The 17,585-nt window shown below is 70.4% G+C and carries 18 protein-coding genes; 17 read left to right on the top strand and 1 reads right to left on the bottom strand.

Annotated features, from left to right (window positions below):
• The first annotated feature begins 148 nt into the window (after window positions 1–148).
• The 14 genes from AC07DS_RS06700 to AC07DS_RS06635 all read left to right on the top strand — a co-directional run bounded on the left by AC07DS_RS06700 (window position 149) and on the right by AC07DS_RS06635 (window position 13,347).
• Entirely contained in the window at window positions 149–1,789 is a 1,641-nt protein-coding gene (locus AC07DS_RS06700; RefSeq protein WP_479143279.1) for a M48 family metallopeptidase, read from the top strand.
• 73 nt (window positions 1,790–1,862) lie between these two features.
• The gene (locus tag AC07DS_RS06695) at window positions 1,863–2,954 is read left to right on the top strand and encodes a hypothetical protein (RefSeq protein WP_479143278.1); all 1,092 of its coding nucleotides are present in this window, start codon (window positions 1,863–1,865) and stop codon (window positions 2,952–2,954) included.
• Between the two features lie 77 nt (window positions 2,955–3,031).
• A complete protein-coding gene (msrA, locus tag AC07DS_RS06690; protein WP_479143276.1) occupies window positions 3,032–3,745 on the top strand; it encodes a peptide-methionine (S)-S-oxide reductase MsrA in 714 nt (237 codons plus the stop codon).
• Window positions 3,746–3,906: 161 nt separating this feature from the next.
• The gene (locus AC07DS_RS06685; protein ID WP_336111830.1) at window positions 3,907–4,260 is read left to right on the top strand and encodes a DUF6247 family protein; all 354 of its coding nucleotides are present in this window, start codon (window positions 3,907–3,909) and stop codon (window positions 4,258–4,260) included.
• Window positions 4,257–4,529, top strand: a complete 273-nt coding sequence (locus tag AC07DS_RS06680) for a hypothetical protein (RefSeq protein ID WP_479143274.1) — start codon at window positions 4,257–4,259, stop codon at window positions 4,527–4,529. Before AC07DS_RS06685 ends, AC07DS_RS06680 begins: the two co-directional genes overlap by 4 nt.
• A 70-nt stretch (window positions 4,530–4,599) precedes the next feature.
• Complete coding sequence (locus AC07DS_RS06675) at window positions 4,600–4,902, top strand: hypothetical protein (protein ID WP_479143272.1); 303 nt, start codon at window positions 4,600–4,602, stop codon at window positions 4,900–4,902.
• A 313-nt stretch (window positions 4,903–5,215) separates the two neighbouring features.
• Entirely contained in the window at window positions 5,216–5,404 is a 189-nt protein-coding gene (locus tag AC07DS_RS06670) for a hypothetical protein (RefSeq protein WP_479143270.1), read from the top strand.
• Window positions 5,401–6,102 carry a cytochrome b N-terminal domain-containing protein gene (locus tag AC07DS_RS06665; RefSeq protein ID WP_479143268.1) on the top strand — a complete coding sequence of 234 codons (702 nt, stop codon included), beginning with the start codon at window positions 5,401–5,403 and terminating at the stop codon, window positions 6,100–6,102. The genes AC07DS_RS06670 and AC07DS_RS06665 overlap by 4 nt, the downstream gene beginning before the upstream one ends.
• Window positions 6,099–7,073 carry a hypothetical protein gene (locus tag AC07DS_RS06660; protein ID WP_479143267.1) on the top strand — a complete coding sequence of 325 codons (975 nt, stop codon included), beginning with the start codon at window positions 6,099–6,101 and terminating at the stop codon, window positions 7,071–7,073. The genes AC07DS_RS06665 and AC07DS_RS06660 overlap by 4 nt, the downstream gene beginning before the upstream one ends.
• A gap of 328 nt (window positions 7,074–7,401) precedes the next feature.
• Window positions 7,402–8,025 (top strand): DUF6230 family protein, encoded by a 624-nt coding sequence (locus AC07DS_RS06655; RefSeq protein ID WP_479143265.1) that lies wholly within the window; start codon window positions 7,402–7,404, stop codon window positions 8,023–8,025.
• Window positions 8,016–8,507 (top strand): DUF6114 domain-containing protein, encoded by a 492-nt coding sequence (locus AC07DS_RS06650; protein ID WP_479143264.1) that lies wholly within the window; start codon window positions 8,016–8,018, stop codon window positions 8,505–8,507. Before AC07DS_RS06655 ends, AC07DS_RS06650 begins: the two co-directional genes overlap by 10 nt.
• Before the next feature lie 69 nt (window positions 8,508–8,576).
• Entirely contained in the window at window positions 8,577–9,854 is a 1,278-nt protein-coding gene (locus AC07DS_RS06645) for an ATP-binding protein (RefSeq protein WP_479143263.1), read from the top strand.
• 238 nt (window positions 9,855–10,092) lie between these two features.
• Entirely contained in the window at window positions 10,093–12,513 is a 2,421-nt protein-coding gene (locus AC07DS_RS06640; protein ID WP_479143262.1) for a SpoIIE family protein phosphatase, read from the top strand.
• 84 nt (window positions 12,514–12,597) lie between these two features.
• Window positions 12,598–13,347, top strand: coding sequence for a type 1 glutamine amidotransferase family protein (locus AC07DS_RS06635; protein WP_479143260.1), 750 nt, complete (start codon window positions 12,598–12,600; stop codon window positions 13,345–13,347).
• 68 nt (window positions 13,348–13,415) lie between these two features.
• Here the strand turns inward: AC07DS_RS06635 and AC07DS_RS06630 are convergent, their stop codons facing one another.
• Complete coding sequence (locus AC07DS_RS06630; RefSeq protein ID WP_479143258.1) at window positions 13,416–14,456, bottom strand: NAD(P)-dependent alcohol dehydrogenase; 1,041 nt, start codon at window positions 14,454–14,456, stop codon at window positions 13,416–13,418.
• Between the two features lie 180 nt (window positions 14,457–14,636).
• On the opposite strand from AC07DS_RS06630, the gene AC07DS_RS06625 reads away from it, so the two are divergent.
• The 3 genes from AC07DS_RS06625 (at window position 14,637) to AC07DS_RS06615 (ending at window position 17,537) form a co-directional block, all read left to right on the top strand.
• Window positions 14,637–15,548, top strand: coding sequence for a helix-turn-helix domain-containing protein (locus AC07DS_RS06625; RefSeq protein WP_479143256.1), 912 nt, complete (start codon window positions 14,637–14,639; stop codon window positions 15,546–15,548).
• A 454-nt stretch (window positions 15,549–16,002) separates the two neighbouring features.
• Window positions 16,003–17,304 (top strand): WXG100-like domain-containing protein, encoded by a 1,302-nt coding sequence (locus AC07DS_RS06620; RefSeq protein WP_479143255.1) that lies wholly within the window; start codon window positions 16,003–16,005, stop codon window positions 17,302–17,304.
• Window positions 17,304–17,537, top strand: coding sequence for a hypothetical protein (locus AC07DS_RS06615; RefSeq protein ID WP_479143254.1), 234 nt, complete (start codon window positions 17,304–17,306; stop codon window positions 17,535–17,537). The genes AC07DS_RS06620 and AC07DS_RS06615 overlap by 1 nt, the downstream gene beginning before the upstream one ends.
• Window positions 17,538–17,585: the final 48 nt, after the last annotated feature.

The raw sequence follows: 17,585 nt of genomic DNA, 5'->3' as shown, positions 1-17,585 counted from the left end.
TAGGGCATACTCCGCATGCTCCGAGTTTGCTCTTGCTTTGCCTTGAGCCGGCTTCGGGCGTGCTCCGAGTCCCCCCACACTCACCGGCAGCACCGCGGCTCGGTGTTTGCCATGTCCATGTCACTGGGTCCGTGGGGGGATCTGCCCGATGGGCGCAACTCTGCGCGCGCTGCGCGCCCTGGTCCTGCTGTTCGGCTTCTATCTGCTGAGTCTGCTGCTGCTCGCGGTGCTGGTCGGTGCCGACGTCGCCGCGTTCGGCTGGGGACTGCGCGGCCCGGCCGCGTTCAAACTCCTCATCGTCACCGCGGTGCTCGCCGTCCCCGTCGTACGCGGCATGTTCATGCTGCGCACACCCCGGGGCGAGGAGCCGGCCGGTATCCCGGTCTCCGAGGCCGACGAGCCCCGGCTGTGGGCGCTGGTCCGTGACCTCGCGGCGGCGACCGGCACCCGCGCACCCGACCGGATCCTGCTCACCGCCGACGTCAACGCGGCCGTCAGCGAGGAGTCCCGCTTCCTCGGCCTGCTCCCCGGCCCCCGCCGCCTCTTCCTCGGCGTGCCGCTGCTGACCGGTCTCACCGAGGCGCAGCTGCGCGGCGTACTCGCCCACGAGTACGGCCACTTCACCGGCGGCGACACCCGGCTGTCCGCGCTCGTGGTGCGCGGCCGGGTGCAGATCGCCCGGGTCATCGGGCAGTTCCACGCCAAGGCCGACGGCAAGGTGGCCGCCGAGCGCGCGCGTCAGGAGCAGGCCTCCGCCAAGCGGGTCGCGAAGGGCAGGAAGGCGAAGCGGATCGACACCGCCGGGGCCGGGGCGACGTACCGGACGATGGCGAAGATCTACACCGCCTACGGCAAGCTCTACCTGCGCGCCTCCCTGTCCACGGCCCGCGCCCAGGAGTACGCGGCCGACCTGGCCGCCGCCCGGATCGCCGGGCGGGATGCGACCGCGTCGGCGCTGCGCGAGATCCCGGTCCTGGCCGAATCCCACGAGTTCTACCTCGACTCCTACGCCACCCTGGGCCTGCCGGCACGGCTGCTGCCGCCGCGCGGCGAGTTCTTCGGCGGCTTCGGCCGGCTGCTGACCGCCCGGGAAGAGGAGCTGGTCAAGCTGCGGGCCGAACTGCCGGCCGCGCCTGCATCGCCGTACGACTCCCATCCGCCGATCGCCGAACGGGTGCGCCGGATCGAGGAGTTGCCCTCCGACGGGCGCACCGAGGAGGCCACGGACGCGGCCCTCGCCCTGCTCACCGACCCGCAGCGCACCCTGGCCGCGTTGGAGGACACCGCCCTGACGGACGAGGTCCTCTCCTTCCGGCGCACCGCCGAGTGGCCGGAACTGCTGAACGCCTCCATGGCCGAGGACTTGTCCTGCGCACGCACCCAGCTGCACGAAGCGCTCACCGACTACACCGGGCAGCCCGCGACGCTGTCCGCGCTGCTGGACGTCATCGACGACGGCCGGCTGTGGCGGCTGGCGGAACGGCTGCCGCTGTCCGAGGAGGCGGCAGCCGCCAAGGGCCGGGCCTTCCGCGAGTTCGTACGGCCCCGGCTGCACTGGATGCTGCGGACGATGGTGCTGGCCGAGTTCAGCGCGCGTTCACTGCTGCAGTGGGAGTTCTCCTGGTCCCGCGAGGCCGTCGTCCGGCTGCCCGGCTGGTCCTCGGAGAACACCCCTGCCGACGACCCCAAGGCCGCGCTGGAAGCCGCCGTGGAGGCGGCGCTCGCCGACCACCCCGACACCGCACCGCTGCGGGCGCTGCTGCCGCCGACGGCGGCACAGCCCGCGTGAGCGACGCCGCCCGTTCGGCGCTCCCCTCGACTCTCCCTCGCCTCCCCCTCGACGAAACGGACCGCGCTCTCCCATGACCGTGCTGCTCTGGATCCTGGCCGTCCTGGCCGTACCCACGCTGATCTTCGTGGTGTGGATCGCCGGGGTGTTCCTCAAGGAGTACTTCAACCCGAGCCCCGACGACGGCACCGAGGCCGCGCAGGCCGCCGAGAAGCTCGGTCTGCTGCCCGCCGAACGGCAGAACACGGACCACCCCGCCGCGCTGCCCGCCGACTGGGCCGCCGCCCTCGACGCGGTGCGCCGCGGTGACCGGGAGCCCGCCGCCGAGGCGCTGCGCGCCGTCGGCCGGGACTGGGAGCGCCGCACGACCCTCGTCGGCCACCTGGCAACGCTCGCCGCCAAGGACGACGAGTGGCTGCTGGCCTGGGAGGCCGCGCACCCCGAGGACCCGGACGCGGCCGTGGTCCGGGCACAGAGCACGGTGTACCTCGCCTGGGAGCTGCGGGGTGCGAAGACGGCCGAGTACACGACGCGGGAACAGGCCCAGGGCTTCCACCGGACGCTGGCGGGCGCACGCGAGGAGATCGCGCGGGCGGCCGCCCTCAACCCCGACGACCCCACGCCGTACGTCGCGGAGATCTGGGTGGCGCTCGGTCTCGGGTACGCCAACGCCGAGATGGACAAGCTCTGGGCGGAGATCACGACCCGCGCCCCGCACCACTTCGGGGCCCACTTCTCGGCTCTCCAGTACTGGTGCGCGAAGTGGCGGGGTTCGCAGCAGCTGGCGTTCGACTTCGCCGAGCGTGCGGCGGCCGAGGCGCCGCTGGGCAGCCTGCTGACGGCGCTGCCGCTCATCGCGCACTTCGAGCACGACGAGTCGACCGACACCGCGGCCGACAACACGCCCGAGATGGTGGCCCGGGTGGACGTGGCCCTCACGGACGCGGCGGCCGCCGACCCCGCCCACCCGGGCCTGGCACAGCTGCGTCACCTGCTGGCGTTCTACCTCCACCTCCAGGACCGGCACGAGGCGGCACTGGAGCAGTTCAAGCTGGTCGACGGGCATGTGAAAGCACTGCCGTGGAGCTACCGGGGCGACGGCGCCGCGGCGCAGTACTGCCAGGTCCGCAACGACACGGTGCGGGCGGTGGCCGCGGAGGCCTGACCGGAATGCGGCGCAGGGCCGGGCCGTTGCACCACGTGCCGGGCCGGCCCCGCCTTCCAGACCGACAGGGAGACCTCATGCTCTTCGGCCGCTCACCCCAGCTGCCCACCCCCGAGCAGGCGCTCAAGGGCCGTGACCTGCCCGTCTTCACGGTCCCCGAGCGTCACAGCGTCCTCGGCACCCCGCTCCTCGGCCCCTACCCCGAGGGCCTGGAGACCGCCGACTTCGGCCTGGGCTGCTTCTGGGGCGCGGAACGCAGGTTCTGGCAGCTCCCCGCGGGCGTGTGGACCACCCTGGTCGGCTACCAGGGCGGCTGCACCGAGCACCCCACGTACGAGGAGGTCTGCTCGGGCCTGACCGGCCACACGGAGGTCGTCCGCGTGGTCTTCGACCCCGCGCTGATCTCCTACCACCGCCTCCTGAAGACCTTCTGGGAGTCCCACGACCCGACCCAGGGCTTCCGCCAGGGCAACGACGTGGGCACCCAGTACCGCTCGGCGATCTACACCCACACCCCGGCCCAGGCGGCCACGGCCGAGGCCTCCCGCACCTCCTACCAGAGCCGCCTGACCTACTGCGGCCACGGCACGATCACCACGGAGATCCTCCCCGCACAGGACCGCACCTTCTACCCGGCCGAGGCCTGTCACCAGCAGTACCTGGACAAGAACCCGGCAGGCTACTGCGGCTCGGGCGGGACGGGGGTCAAGCTAAGTACCCCGTTCGGGACGAACTGGGGAGCATCTTGCCCGACTGGTGTCGCGCCCGCCCTGGACGTCAACGACGAGTGAACCGCCCCGAGCGCCGGACAGGGGCCTGGTTGCCCACCGTAGGCGGGACGAGCGGCAGGTAGGAGCAGTATCGCTTCTCCCTCACTCGTTCGAGCGCTGCAAAAGTGATCCCGGCCGATACGCTGACGCTCGGGATCAGAATCGCGCCCATGGGAGCAGCCATGACCACCTCCACCGCTGGGCAACCGCTCATCCCCCAGCCCCCGGCCACGGTTGCCGCGCTGCGGCAGGCCATCAGTCAGATCGCGCCTGCCTCACTACCGGCCTTCACCCGGGAGCTGGATCAGGCGGCCGACCAGTCCCGGCAGGGCTCCGATCTGGCGCCGCTCCAGCGGTTCGTGACCCAATGGGCCGTCTACGTTCACATCCAGCGCCAGCCCGAAATGGCGGCAGACCTCCGCCGCTGGGAAGACGCCGCCGAATCAGGCGACGCCGCCCAGGCGCGGCAGGCCGCCTCGCAGATCGGGCGGATCCTGGACGCGGCCCACGCGGCCATCGGCCTCCCCACCCGGTGAGCGTGGACTGGCGCTGGGAGTACGACCCTGACCACGACCACGTGACGGGTGGCGTCCCCGGTCATGTAGTGGCGGAAGTGGAGCGTCTGGCCAACCAGCTCGTCGAGCTTGCCGGTATGGGCATCGATGTCAGCGACCTCGGCAACGGTCCCCGGCCAGGTGGTCTGCGCCGTATGGATGCCGCCGGCGGATGGTTCTATTTTCTGGTGGCGCCGCGTGAGCCGTTGATCATCATTGTGCGCATCGTGCCGCCGTTCGACGCACTGTAGCCGTCGGTCTCGCAGAGCCCTGGCGGAAGTTGAGGATCGCGTTCGCGTCGTACGAGAAGCGCAGTACATCGTGAGGCAGGTCCTCACGGACAACACGGAGCTCAGCGGCCAGAAGGTACTCCTACTCCGCCTCGATGAGCTGGTAGACGAGGCAACGGCAGTGGCCGAGCGCACGACGACGGAGCTTGTAGAGGTGCCGGTGTGCCGCCACTGCGGGCACTCGATCATGCGTGTGGGCGATTTCACCTGGTGGCACGATGCAGCCCCACCCATGTCACGGGGATGCCGAGCAGCAAGCTTCGACCGCGACGGCGACTGGGACGGCAGCCTCGACCGCGCGCGGAACGCGACACCGCCGAGGAACAGACGCTGACACCCAGGGTCATCAGCTTGCCCAACGGGTCACATGGCAGCACAGGCTCGCCGGGACGGGCGTCGAGCTAAGTACCCCGTTCGGGACGAACTGGGGGGCGTCCTGCCCGACGGGCATCGCTCCCGCGTCCGAAGTCACGGACGAGTAGCCAACCGCGGGCCGGCGAGCTGCTGAGCAGCGTCCGGAGCGCCCGCACCGAAGCATGTTCCCCTTCGGCCTTTCAGCCTATGGTCCGGGCGAGCCCGGATGCCCAGAGCTCTACGAGGCGCTTCGCTAGTCATCGGCGGCGCGGAGACGAATGGGCGGAGAGACCATGACAATCACGGCACTCGTGCTGTCGGGTGAGCGGGCGCTGGCCGCGCCCCTCGATCTGAACGGGACCGGGCGCTATGTGCACTGGGGCGTCGTCCAGGTGTCCGTCGCGAACCTCGTGGTCATCGGCCTGATGGTGGTTGTCTTTGTCACCGCCCTGCTGCTGCCCTTCCCCGAAGGCCGCAGATGAGTGGCCCAGGTGAGGGCGGCGCAGCCATCGGGCCGTACGAGAACGTGTCCGCCACGGGCGGCTGGACCGGAGCGGTGCGGCGGCGGGCGGTCGCGGCTCTGCCTCCGGACAAACTGCTGCCGGACGCCCAGCCGGCATACATGGCCTCATGGATCTATGTCTTCGGCGTACTCACCGTGGCCTCGCTGATCGTGGTGCTAGTCACCGGTGGGGTGCTCGCGTTGAAGGGGCCCGCCTGGTGGCACATCTCGGCGACCGGGAAGTACGTGAACAGCCTGCACCTGTGGAGCGTCGAGCTGCTCATGTTCTTCATGGTCATCCACCTGTGGGGCAAGTTCTTCATGGCCGCCTGGCGCGGCCGGCGGGCCCTGACGTGGGTCACCGGCGCGGTGTGTTTCTTCACCTCGATCGGCACCGCCTTCACCGGATACCTGGTCCAGCAGAACTTTGACTCGCAATGGATCGCCGGGCAGGCCAAGGACGGGCTGAACTCGGTCGGCATCGGCGCGTTCTTCAACGTGCTGGACTTCGGGCAGATGCTGATGTGGCACATCGTGCTGCTCCCGTTCGTCCTAGGTCTGCTGACCGCATGGCACGTCCTGCTGGTCCGGTGGCGCGGAATCGTGCCGCCCATCGGGGCGACGGATCCCACGGCCGGTGGCACGGCCTCGCCTGCGGCGGGGGGAACGCCGCGATGAGCCGACACCACGGGAAGTCCGCGGTACCGGACCCGGCCCTGTTCCCCACCCGACCGTACGACCTGGTCAAGGAGTTCACGATCGCCCTGGTAGCGGTGGCGGTCCTCACCGCCGCTCTGGCCGCAGTCTTCTCCTCGCCCGACGTCAAGCCGGTGACACTGGCCTCCTGGTCGCGGGCGGACGGCGCGGACTTCACGGCGACCGCCGCGGCCGAACTCGGCGGCACGAGCGGGACGGCCGAGTACGGGCCGCCGTACAACCACACACCGAATGCGGCCCAGAAACTCGGCCCGGTCGGGCTGCAGGGCATCGCCGGGGTCCGCACCCCGGTGGACACCGCCAGGGAATTCGTGCTCGGTCCTCTGACCGACGCCCCCGAGCCGCCCGACGTCAGCGCGGCCCTCGCCGCCTGGAACGCCGCTCCAGCCCCCCGGCAGCAGGCGTGGGCCAAGGCCTATGCCGACGCGCTGGCCAAGTCTCCCGGCGGCGATCCCGCCAAGGTCGCCGAAGGCGACTACGGCCCGGTGCCCGTCCTCACCGCGCGCCTTCTCGACCTGGCCGAGTCGGGCTCTCTGGACGGGGAGTTGCAGGCTGCGGGCAAGTTCTACCAGACCGACTACACCCGCCCCCTGCTCTTTCTCTCCGACGGTTCCTATCTGGAGTCCCTGGCCCGCGCCGAGCACCTGGGCGGCGACCAGTGGGGAATGATGAACGAGACCGGAAACTACCCGGGCCAGGCGTGGCTGTGGCTCTACACGTTCTGGTACCAGATCGAGCCCTTCAAGTCGTCCGGCAATGCCGACGCCCTGATCTGGGGCCTGATGGCTCTTCTCAGTCTGGGTCTGGTGCTGATCCCCTTCATCCCCGGCGTACGGTCCATCCCACGCTGGACGCGAGTGCACCGGTTGATCTGGCGCTCGTACTACCGTGACCGGGACGCTGCAGCGAGGGCCCGGCAGTCGGAGAGCTGAGAGGCAGCCAAGGCATCGAAGAGAGAGCGATCGTCAAGGTTCCCGGCCTGACCGCGTTCTCCACGCCCGCACCGCCCAACGGGTCACATGGCAGCACAGGCTCGCCGGGACGGGCGTGTCCTGCCCGATCGGCGTGGCCCCGGCCGAGGGCTGACCCCGCGGGGTGTCATCACCCGAAGAGCCGAGCAACGTGGGCGTCACCCGTACGGCGGCCCCGGCGTGCAGCCGATCGCGACGACCGGAAGCCTAGGATCCGTCACTGGACAGCGAGGAAATCATCCGCTTCGTCCAGGTAGAGGCGGCTCGCGCCATGACCGAAGGAGACGGGATGTCGCCCCGTGTCGGCAGAACCCGCTGGCGGCGTTTTGCGACGGTCCTGGTACCCAGCGTCGCAGCCTGCGCTGTCCTCGGCATCGCCATGGGACAGGGGGTACTGGCCGCCTCGTTCCTCATCTCCGGAAAGAGGTTCCAGGTCAGCGCGGACACGCTGACCGCCCGCGGGTTCAGCGCGTACGGCATGGTGGACGTGACCAGGAAGGGCGAACACGTGCCGGTGCTGGTCACCGGAGCCCGGCACTCGACGATCAGCGAGCTGTGCCAGTCCGTACTGGTCGAGATCCCGGTGCTGGGCGAGCAGACGCTGAGGCTCACCGGCGGAGACGACCGACCGGTCGAGGCATCGAACCTGTTCCTCGACACGACGTTCCAGTCGGCCGGGCAGGCGGATTTCAGGGGCCTGGAGCAGGGCATCGCGCAGGGAGAGATCACCAAGGGTCCGATCAATCCCGGTGACAGGAACTCGCGCTTCTTCGACCCCGACGGCTTCGGGCAGCAGGCCACGTCGGTCACCCTGACCGACGTACGCCTGACCGCGGTCGCGCTCACCGCCGGTACGTTCAACATCCCGGGCCTGCGCGTCCAGCTCGAGAACGGCCGTCACGAATGCTTCTGATTCCCCGGCGGGCGGTACCCGCGGAACGCCCCCGACCGCGCGTCGTCGCAGCGCGGGCCCGGCGCAGATTCAGAACCTGGCGTGGCGAACGTCCCTTCTGGGCGGGGCTCTTCACCCTGGCGGCGGGACTGCCCATCCTGTACTGGCCGTACGCGAATCTGGAGCTGGGCGGAATTCCGCTGGCCCTGGCGACCACGTCCGGGGCCGGAGCCCTGATCATCGGAGTCCTGCTCATCTCCCTGGGGCTCACCCTCTGGTACCACCCGCACCCTCGCCTGTTCTCCGGGATCGCCACTCTCCTGCTCACTCTCATCTCCTTCCCCGTCGCGAACCTCGGCGGCCTCTTCCTCGGACTGATCAGTGGTCTGGTCGGCGGCTCGCTGGCCTGCGCCTGGGCTCCCGTCGCCACCGAACCCCCGGCGGTGCCGGCGGACCGGGCGTCCACGGCGGTCCCGGCAGGAGAGAGCCCGCGGGGCGGCTGACCGCCAGGTTCGTCGCCGAACGCCCTGGCTGGGATAATGGGAGTCCCCCACCTGGTGAGGGTGGTGACCATGCCCGCTTGGCATCTGCGCGACTATCACGACGACGATCTCGACCAGGCCATTCAGATCTGGGACCAGAGCCGCCGGGGCGGCGAGGACCGGGTGTTTCCCGTGTCCGAGGTCATGGCCGCAGCCAAGGGCGGTCAGACGGCGGTCGTCGCAGTGGTCGGGGACGAACTCGTGGGCATGGCCGTGGCCCAGGCGCACGGCAAGCGAGGGTGGATCCTCCTGGTGGCGCTCGCCTCCCGTTGGCGCGAGCGCGGGATCGGCAGTGCGCTCCTCGCCGAGCTGGAGCGGCGCCTGCGAGCGCTGGGCACGCGCCACATCAGCGCGCTTCTGCCCGCCGGTGCCGCCGGGACGAAGGCCCTGGAGAACTCCGGCTACGGGTTCCGCGACGACCTGACCTACTTCGAGAAGCTCGAACCTCCCGGAACCGCCAACGCCGACGTTCTCGCGGCGCTGGGCGGTCGCATGCTCCCGGAGGGACTCTGGGACGCCATGGCCGGCATGGAGCGCGAGAAGCAAGTGGTCGAACGCCGTGTCGTGCTCCCGCTGACGGAGCCCGCGCTGGCCGACCGTTACGGTGTCGCCCCGCCCAAGGCGATCATCCTGTTCGGCCCCCCTGGCACCGGGAAGACCAGCTTCGCCAAAGCGGTGGCCTCGCGGCTCGGCTGGCCGTTCGTGGAGCTCTTTCCGTCCCGGCTCGCAGCCGACACGAGCGAGGGGCTGGCCGCGGCGCTTCGGGAGGCCTTCGCGGATCTGGCGGAACTGGACTCGGTGCTGCTCTTCATCGACGAGGTCGAGGAGATCGCCGGCGTGCGGTCCGGAAAAGCCGTCGACCCGGGGCACGGGGTGACCAACGAGCTACTCAAACTGATCCCCGGCTTCCGCGAGCACGACGCGCGGCTGCTGGCCTGCGCCACCAACTCCGTGCGGTCGCTCGATCCGGCCTTCCTGAGGCCGGGCCGGTTCGACTACGTCATCCCCATCGGGCCGCCGGACCCGACCGCCCGCGCGGCGATCTGGACCCGCTATCTCAGGGCCGCCGGTGATTCGGTGGACCTCTCCCAACTGGTGGAGGCCAGTGAACTGTTCACCCCCGCCGACATCGAGTTCGCCGCCCGCAAGGGCGCGCAGGCGGCGTTCGAGCGTGAGGTCGTTCAGCGCAGGGGCCGGCCGGCCGGCACCGACGACTACATGACCGCCATCGCCGACACCCGGCCGACGCTCACCGCACAGGCGATCAAGGAGTTCACCGAGGACATCGAGAAGTACAGCCGTCTCTGAGAGCCCGGCCACGGCGGGGGTCCGGCTTGCGCGGCCTGGGCGGCACGGGCGTGACCTGCCCGATCCGTGTGGCCGAGGCCGAAGTCCGATGCCGCCGGGCGGGATGCGGGACCTGATCCCGGCCCGGCACGACGGTGTCCTTGCGCCCGGATCCGCCGGGAGCGTCGGTCGCGGACGGACTCCGGGGGGAGGAACATCGGAGTCACGGAGGCAGGTGGTGGCTATGGGGACGCCGTCGATGCATTTCAGCGAGAGTCCGGAGGATCCGTTCGCCATCGGGCACGGTGCCTCGGCCGTGCTCGACGACCGAGGCACCGTGGTCGCATGGAGCACACGTGCGCAGGAGTTGCTCGGCTATCCGGCCAAGGAAGTGCTCGGACGGGCGTGGCAGGACCTCCTGGTCGACGCCCGTGACCTGCCTGTCGTGCGGGCCGTCGTCGTGGAAGCCGTGAAGGCGGGGGGATGGTTCGGTGTCCTGCCCGTCCGGCACCACGACGGACACCGCCTGGAGATGGGTTTCCGGGCCCGTGCGGTCACCCGGGAGGGGGGCGGTCAGGAGTGGCTCCTGGTCGGTGCTCCTGCCGCGGAGGTCATCGCCTGGCAACGGGACCGCGCGCTACTGGACGGCCTGTACCGCCGGTCCCCGATCGGTCTGGTCACCTACGGCCCGGACCGGAGAGTGATCCGGGTCAACCGTGCGGTCGCCAAGGCGAGCGGCGTGCCGGCCGAGGCGCCGGTGGGTCACCACCCCCGCGAATTCATGGTCGACGAGGACGCGGGTCCGCAGGACGAACGGGTACGGCACGTCCTGGAGACCGGCGAGCCGTTGATCTTCACGGAGCAGTCCGCACGGGCACGCCACGATCCGGGGCGGGAACGGATCGTGTCCGTTTCGGCATTCCGCATGGAAGATCCCTCGGGCCGGGTCCTCGGTGTGGCCGAGACGATCGAGGACGTGACCGACCGCCACCGGGCGCAACGCAGGCTCGCCCTGCTGAACGAGGCGAGCGCCCGGATCGGGACCTCGCTGGACGTGGCCCAGACCGCTCGGGAACTGGCCGACGTGGCCTCCCACGGCCTGTCCGACTACTGCTCGGTGGACCTTCTCAAGCCAGTGACACTCGGTGACGAACCAGGTCCCGGTACGGCGGGTCCGCTGGTCCGGGCCGCCCTGTCACCACCGGAGAGCCGTGTCCCGTACCAGGAGGGCGACGTGGTCCCGCTGCTTCCGGAATCTCCGCAGGCGCGGTGCCTGACCGAGCGTCGCCCGATTCTCGACGGGCTGCTGTCCCTGCGCCCCGAGTGGTACGCCATGGACCGGCGGCGGATCGAGATCGCGCTGGGGCTCGGCGTTCATTCGCTGATCGCGGTGCCCCTGCTGGCGCGCGGCCTGGTGCTGGGCGTGGTGAGTCTGTGGCGGTCGCGCACTTCGGAGCCCTTCGAGGACGACGATGCCGCGGTGGCCCAGGAGCTGGCCTCGCGTGCGGCCGTCTCCATCGACAACGCGCGCCGCTTCACCCAGCAGCAGAGCGCCGCGCTGACCCTCCAGCGCAGTCTGCTGCCGAGCGCGGTGTCCGATCTGCCGGCCGTGGAGGTGGCGTGCCGTTATCTCCCGGCCAGCGGTGAACCGGGCATCGGCGGTGACTGGTTCGACGTGATCCCGTTGTCGGGGGCCCGGGTCGCCCTCGTGGTGGGAGACGTGGTCGGTCACGGCATCCACGCCGCGGCCTCGATGGGCCGTCTGCGCGCGGCCGCACGCACCCTGGCCAGCCTCGACCTGGAGCCGGACGAGGTGATGACGGGGCTGGACGATCTGGTCAGTCTGCTGGCCACCGAGCTGGAGGCGAACGCCGACGACAACGGGACGGCGATCGAGCAGGTGCTCGGGGCCACCTGCCTCTACGCCGTCTACGATCCGGTGTCCCAGCACTGCTCCCTGGCACGCGCCGGCCACCCGGCACCGCTGGTGTCCACCCCGGACGGTGAGGTGACCGTGCTCGATCCGCCCGCGGGGCCACCGCTGGGCCTGGGCGGTCTGCCCTTCGAGACGTACGATCTGGACCTCCCCGAGGGCAGCCTGCTCACGCTCTACACGGACGGCCTCCTGGAGGCGCGCAACGGCGACATAGACACCGCGCTGGCACACCTGCGCGCATGTCTCGCCCACACCGAAGAGCCGCTGGAAGAGACCTGCCACTCCGTGGTCGACGCGCTGCTGCCCAAGGACCACCTCCCCAGCGACGACATCGCGCTGCTCATCGCCCGCACCCGGGTGCTGCGGCCGCAGAACGTCGCCTCGTGGCAGCTGCCCCTGGAAGCGACCTCCGCCGCCCGTGCCAGGGAGCTGACCACGGCGAAACTGACCGAATGGGGGCTGACCGAACTGGCCTTCACCACCGAGCTGGTCACCAGCGAGCTGGTCACCAACGCCTACCGGTACGGGGCCGGACCCGTCACCCTGCGCCTCATCCGTACGCACTCCCTGAGCTGCGAGGTGTCCGACACCAGCCACACCTCCCCGCACCTGCGACGGGCTCTCACCACGGACGAGGGCGGACGCGGGCTCTTCCTGGTCGCGCAGCTCACGGAGCGGTGGGGCACCCGCTACAGCCGCGACGGCAAGACCGTCTGGACGGAGCAGCCGCTGCCGTCCGCATGAACGGACTCGGGTAATTCAGGCGACCGCGGTGGCTGCGTCCTCGTACATTCGCACATTCGCACTTCGCTCAAGGGGAGGGTCCGGATGGGCAGTTCTGCGTTTCTGATGGGTGGCGGTTGGGACGTGCCGGAGGTGTACGAGCCGTTTCTGCGGCAAGCGGCGGTGCACGGTGGGGACGTGCCGCGGATCGGCTGCGTGATCGTCGACGAAGGGGACGGGGCCGAGCAGTTCGAGCGGTATGCGGGTGCGCTGCGGAAGGCCGGCCCGTGCTCGCCCGTGCCGTTGCTGGTACCGCTCGGGGGCCGGTTCGAGCCCGAGGGGGCACTGGACGGCGTGGACGGGCTCCTGGTGTGCGGTGGGCTGACGCCCGCCTACCAGGAGGCGTTCGCCGGGTGCCTGGACCGCCTGCCGCGGCTGCTCGCCGACCGGGGGCTGCCCTACGCGGGGTTCTCCGCGGGCGCCGCCGTTGCGGCGCGGCGGGCCGTGGTCGGGGGATGGCTGGCGGACGGGGTGCCGGTGTGCCCGGCGGACACCGCGGAGGATCTCGGGGAGATCGACGTACGGGCGGGGCTCGGGCTCGTGCCGTTCGCCGTGGATGTGCACGCAGCGCAGTGGGGCACGCTGGGGCGGCTGGTCGCGGTGGTGGGCCGCGGAGAGGCGCCGTACGGCGTCGCCGTCGACGAGAACACCGCGGTCGAGGTGAACGGAGGGGGTTGCCGGGTGGCGGGGGTCGGGCGCGTTCATGTCGTACGGCCCGATGTCGCACGGCCCGGCGGGGAGAGGGGTGTGGCGGTGCGGGCGTACGGGGCCGGTGAGGCCTTCGGTCTCTCCTAGCCCCCGTGCCGGGACACGGCTTCGCCGCGTGGGCGCGCACAGCCCCCACGCGGCGGAACCGAATGGCGTCAGATGGTCGCCGTGTCGATCACGAAGCGGTACCGGACGTCGCTCGCCAGCACCCGCTCGTACGCCTCGTTGATCTCTGCGGCGCTGATCAGCTCGATCTCCGCACCGATGCCGTGCTCGGCGCAGAAGTCGAGCATCTCCTGGGTCTCCCGGATGCCGCCGATGCCCGAGCCCGCGAGGGTCTTGCGGCCGGCGATCACCGAGAACAGGTTGAGGGAGATCGGCTCCTCGGGGGCGCCGACGTTCACCAGCGCGCCGTCGGTCCTGAGAAGCGACAGGAACGCGCCGAAGTCCAGCGGTGCCGACACCGTCGAGATGATCAGGTCGAAGGTGCCGGCCAGCTCCTCGAAGGTCTTCGGGTCGCTGGTGGCGTAGTAGTGGTCGGCGCCCAGCTTCAGCCCGTCGTCCTTCTTGCGCAGGGACTGCGAGAGCACGGTCACCTCGGCGCCCATCGCGTGCGCGATCCTGACCGCCATGTGGCCGAGGCCGCCGAGCCCGACGACCGCGACCTTCTTGCCGGGGCCGGCGTTCCAGTGCCGCAGCGGGGAGTACGTGGTGATACCGGCGCACAGCAGCGGGGCCGCCACGTCCAGGGACAGGCCGTCCGGGATCCGTACGACGAAGTTCTCGTCGACGACGATCTTCTGCGAGTAGCCGCCGTAGGTGGGCTCGCCGTCCTTGCCGACGGCGTTGTAGGTGCCGACGTTGCCGCCCAGGCAGTACTGCTCCAGGCCCTTGAGGCAGTTCTCGCACTCTCGGCAGGAGTCGACCATGCAGCCGACGCCCACCCGGTCGCCGACGGCGTACTTGGTGACACCGGGACCGACCTCGGAGACGACACCCGCGATCTCGTGGCCGGGGACCATCGGGAAGATCGCCGTGCCCCAGCCCTCGCGGGCCTGGTGGATGTCGGAGTGACAGATACCGGCGAACTCGATGTCGATCAGGACGTCGAATTCACCGACCGCGCGCCGCTCGATGGTGGTCCGCTCCAGCGGGGCCTTCGCGGCGGGCGCGGCGTACGCAGCAACAGTGGTCATGCCGGGGTTCTCCTAGCAGGGGGGTTCGTGCCCGGCTGCCTTTCGACCGGGCACCCGTCCAGCCTGCAGCGGGCGCCGCCGCTCACCCAGACCACAGATCTTCGTACGACCGCTGTGCGTACCACTGGCGGGGACAGGCTGGCGGGCGTACGACCACGGGAGACGGCCGATACTGGCCGTATGGACGAACAGCAGGGCGCAGCCGCCGGCCGGCCCCTGGACCGGCGCGCCGAGCTGAGCGAGTTCCTGCGCAGCCGGCGGGCCCGGCTGAAGCCGGAGGACGTGGGGCTGCGCGACTTCGGACGGCACCGCCGGGTGCCGGGGCTGCGCCGCGAGGAGCTGGCCCAGCTGGCCGGGGTGTCGGTGGCGTACTACACCCGGCTGGAACAGGGCAACGGACGCAACGTCTCGGCGGAGGTCCTGGACTCGATCGCCCGCGCCCTGCGCCTCACCGACGCCGAGCACGCCCACCTCACCCACCTGGCCAAGCCGAAGGCGCACAAGAAGAAGCCGGCGGCACGGCAGCAGCAGGTGCGGGGGGCACTGCGCCAGCTGCTGGACGTGATGGAGGGCGTGCCGGCGTACGTCGTCGGGCGCCGCTCGGAGATCCTGGCCTGGAACCGGATGGCGGCCGCGGTCTTCGGCGACTGGTCGGAGCTGCCGCCCGCCGAGCGCAACTGGGCCCGGCTCGTCTTCCTGCGCCCCGAGTACCGCGACCTCTTCGTCGACTGGGAGCAGAAGGCGATCGACATCGTCTGTGCCCTGCGCATGGACGCGGGCTGCTATCCGGACGACCCTCGGCTGTCCGCGCTGGTGGGCGAGCTGTCGGTGAAGAGCGACGAGTTCCGTCGCCTGTGGGCGACCCACGACGTCAAGGAGAAGAGCCACGGCGTCAAGCGCCTGCACCACCCCCTGGTCGGCGACCTCTCCCTGAACTTCGAGGGCTTCCGCCTCGCGGGCGACTCGGACCTCGGGCTGGTGACGTACCACGCCGAGCCCGGTTCGCCCTCGGCGGAGTCCCTGCGTCTGCTGGCCAGCTGGGGCACGGACGCGACCCGCGCGGGCACGGGCACCTCGACGCCGTCGCACTGACAGAGTTGAGTTGATCTTTACTGGCGTTCTTGCGCTGCTCCCCGCTCCGAATGCGTCTCTCTGTACAGAGGGATTCGGCAGACGGAGGGATGGACGCGACGCATGGGGGACACGGGCGGCAAGGGCGAGATACTCCAGATCAAGATCGCCGATCTGAAGGCGACCGCGCCCCACTTCCACACCCACAGCACGGACCTCGGCAAGGCGCTCACCAAGCTCAGGACGGCTCTGGGAGCGGCTGGTTCGCCCTGGGGGGACGACGAACAGGGCACCGCCTTCCACAAGGCATACGCCCCGCACGTCAAGCAGATGGAGAACGCGACGCAGATCCTCGCCGACGGTCTGGCCAGCATCCATGAGGCGATGACGGACATGGCGGACGGCCACATCGACAATGAGAGCCTGTCCGAGCCATGTTCAGCAAGATCACCGTCACGAGCGGGGATCAGGGCGAATGAGCGGCGTCGGCGACAAGGCCAAGCAGATCGTCCAGGACGTCACCGGCATGTGGTGGCCGGCCGCCGACGAGGGAGGGCTGCGGGACGCGGCCAAGGCGTGGCGAGACTTCGCGGACGACGTCGAGGACGTCGCGGCCGCCGCGAACAAGTCGGCCCGCTCCATCATCGAGCACAACAAGGGCGAGGCGATCTCGGCCTTCGACGACCCGTTCTGGCGCCGCTACTACTACGAGAAGCACGGCTGGCTCCAGGACCTGATCGACGGCGCCCGGGACATGGCCAAGGCCCTGGACAAGTACGCCGACGCCGTCCATGCGGCCACGAAGCACCTCGAGCACGAACTGGAGATCGTCGGAGCGACGATCGTCGCCGGAACCGCTCTGGCCATCTTCACGGCCGGCATCTCTGAAGGCGCCGCGGCTGCGGCCACCGCGAGCATCGTGGAGATGGCCGGAACCCTCGGCGTGACCGTCTCCACCGAGGTCGCCACCATCGCGGGCACCACTTTGGCCACCGCAGCGCTCGGGGGCGTCGAATCCGTCACCGTGGACCTGGCGGTCGCCCAACCCGTGGCGATCGCGACCGGCGAGAGCAAGGGGTTCAGCCTCGACGAGGCCAGCCGTGCGGCCACGGACGGCATGCTCTACGGCGGCATGTTCGGCGCGGCAGCCGGTGGTGCGAGGGCCGCGGCCGAAGCGGGCGGCTGGCGTGGTCTCCTCGGCGGTGACATGCCTCTGACGGACCCTCGTCTGCTGCTGGCCAACATGCCGGAAGAGGCCGGTCCCGCCCTGAGGGCGACAGGCAACGGCGACGAGTGGCTCACCGGCGCCCGTCGTCGGCCACGCGACCTCCTGGACGATCCCGCCCAGACGAAATGGGCGGAAGCCGCTTACGACAACTTCCGTCAGGACTCCCGCGACATCGCCGCCATCAGCCGCAACACCCAAGGCGTGGCTCGCGCGGGCGGAACGACGGGGTTCACGGAAGAGGAGATCTCCACCGTCAAGAAGCACGTCTTCGACACCGAGCACCCGATCGAGGACTACGAGACCGGCAAGGTCGTCACCCGTAAGTTCGACGCGGACGCCGAGATCGCCGATGCCTGGATTCGGCTGCGTTCCGGCAACGCGCTGCCCGAGGACCACGTGCTGCTCGAACACGAGCTCACAGAGCTCGAGTACCTGCGTACGCACCCAGGCGCGACTTACCAGGAAGCGCACCGAGTGGCCAACCAAAACTACAATTGGCAAAGCATGGTTCCGCTCGACAAGCGGGAAGATTTCGAGAGCGAGTGGTGATGGCATCCCTGGTCTACTTCAAGAAGCTGTCCGAGCAGCCGGGATCCATCCGTTACTCGTTCGGCGAGGACCCCGCGGAGATGGACCGTACGCTCACCATGGACACGAGCAGCCGTACGTCGACGTCCGACGACGGTGCGGCCGACTACACGTTCCTGAAGGCGTCCCGGAAGATCAACGCCTTGTTCGAGGAGCGCAGCCAGTGGCCGGAGCGGGGCATGAGCGCCAGCTGAGGCCCCGCGGCGCGGCCGGGTGAGCGACGGCCGGTGTCCGCTCGCCGC

The organism is Streptomyces sp. NPDC044064, assembly GCF_056434245.1.
Note: the sequence above shows the minus strand (reverse complement) of the source record. Positions and strands in the feature narration are given on the sequence as shown.

What these genes read in the sequence shown, in the direction of transcription:
- AC07DS_RS06700 (WP_479143279.1), top strand. Translation starts at nt 149, where the DNA reads ATGGGCGCAACTCTGCGCGCGCTGCGCGCCCTGGTCCTGCTGTTCGGC.
- AC07DS_RS06695 (WP_479143278.1), top strand. Translation starts at nt 1,863, where the DNA reads ATGACCGTGCTGCTCTGGATCCTGGCCGTCCTGGCCGTACCCACGCTG.
- msrA (WP_479143276.1), top strand. Translation starts at nt 3,032, where the DNA reads ATGCTCTTCGGCCGCTCACCCCAGCTGCCCACCCCCGAGCAGGCGCTC.
- AC07DS_RS06685 (WP_336111830.1), top strand. Translation starts at nt 3,907, where the DNA reads ATGACCACCTCCACCGCTGGGCAACCGCTCATCCCCCAGCCCCCGGCC.
- AC07DS_RS06670 (WP_479143270.1), top strand. Translation starts at nt 5,216, where the DNA reads ATGACAATCACGGCACTCGTGCTGTCGGGTGAGCGGGCGCTGGCCGCG.
- AC07DS_RS06665 (WP_479143268.1), top strand. Translation starts at nt 5,401, where the DNA reads ATGAGTGGCCCAGGTGAGGGCGGCGCAGCCATCGGGCCGTACGAGAAC.
- AC07DS_RS06660 (WP_479143267.1), top strand. Translation starts at nt 6,099, where the DNA reads ATGAGCCGACACCACGGGAAGTCCGCGGTACCGGACCCGGCCCTGTTC.
- AC07DS_RS06655 (WP_479143265.1), top strand. Translation starts at nt 7,402, where the DNA reads ATGTCGCCCCGTGTCGGCAGAACCCGCTGGCGGCGTTTTGCGACGGTC.
- AC07DS_RS06650 (WP_479143264.1), top strand. Translation starts at nt 8,016, where the DNA reads ATGCTTCTGATTCCCCGGCGGGCGGTACCCGCGGAACGCCCCCGACCG.
- AC07DS_RS06645 (WP_479143263.1), top strand. Translation starts at nt 8,577, where the DNA reads ATGCCCGCTTGGCATCTGCGCGACTATCACGACGACGATCTCGACCAG.
- AC07DS_RS06640 (WP_479143262.1), top strand. Translation starts at nt 10,093, where the DNA reads ATGCATTTCAGCGAGAGTCCGGAGGATCCGTTCGCCATCGGGCACGGT.
- AC07DS_RS06635 (WP_479143260.1), top strand. Translation starts at nt 12,598, where the DNA reads ATGGGCAGTTCTGCGTTTCTGATGGGTGGCGGTTGGGACGTGCCGGAG.
- AC07DS_RS06630 (WP_479143258.1), bottom strand. Translation starts at nt 14,456, where the DNA reads ATGACCACTGTTGCTGCGTACGCCGCGCCCGCCGCGAAGGCCCCGCTG.
- AC07DS_RS06625 (WP_479143256.1), top strand. Translation starts at nt 14,637, where the DNA reads ATGGACGAACAGCAGGGCGCAGCCGCCGGCCGGCCCCTGGACCGGCGC.
- AC07DS_RS06620 (WP_479143255.1), top strand. Translation starts at nt 16,003, where the DNA reads ATGAGCGGCGTCGGCGACAAGGCCAAGCAGATCGTCCAGGACGTCACC.
- AC07DS_RS06615 (WP_479143254.1), top strand. Translation starts at nt 17,304, where the DNA reads ATGGCATCCCTGGTCTACTTCAAGAAGCTGTCCGAGCAGCCGGGATCC.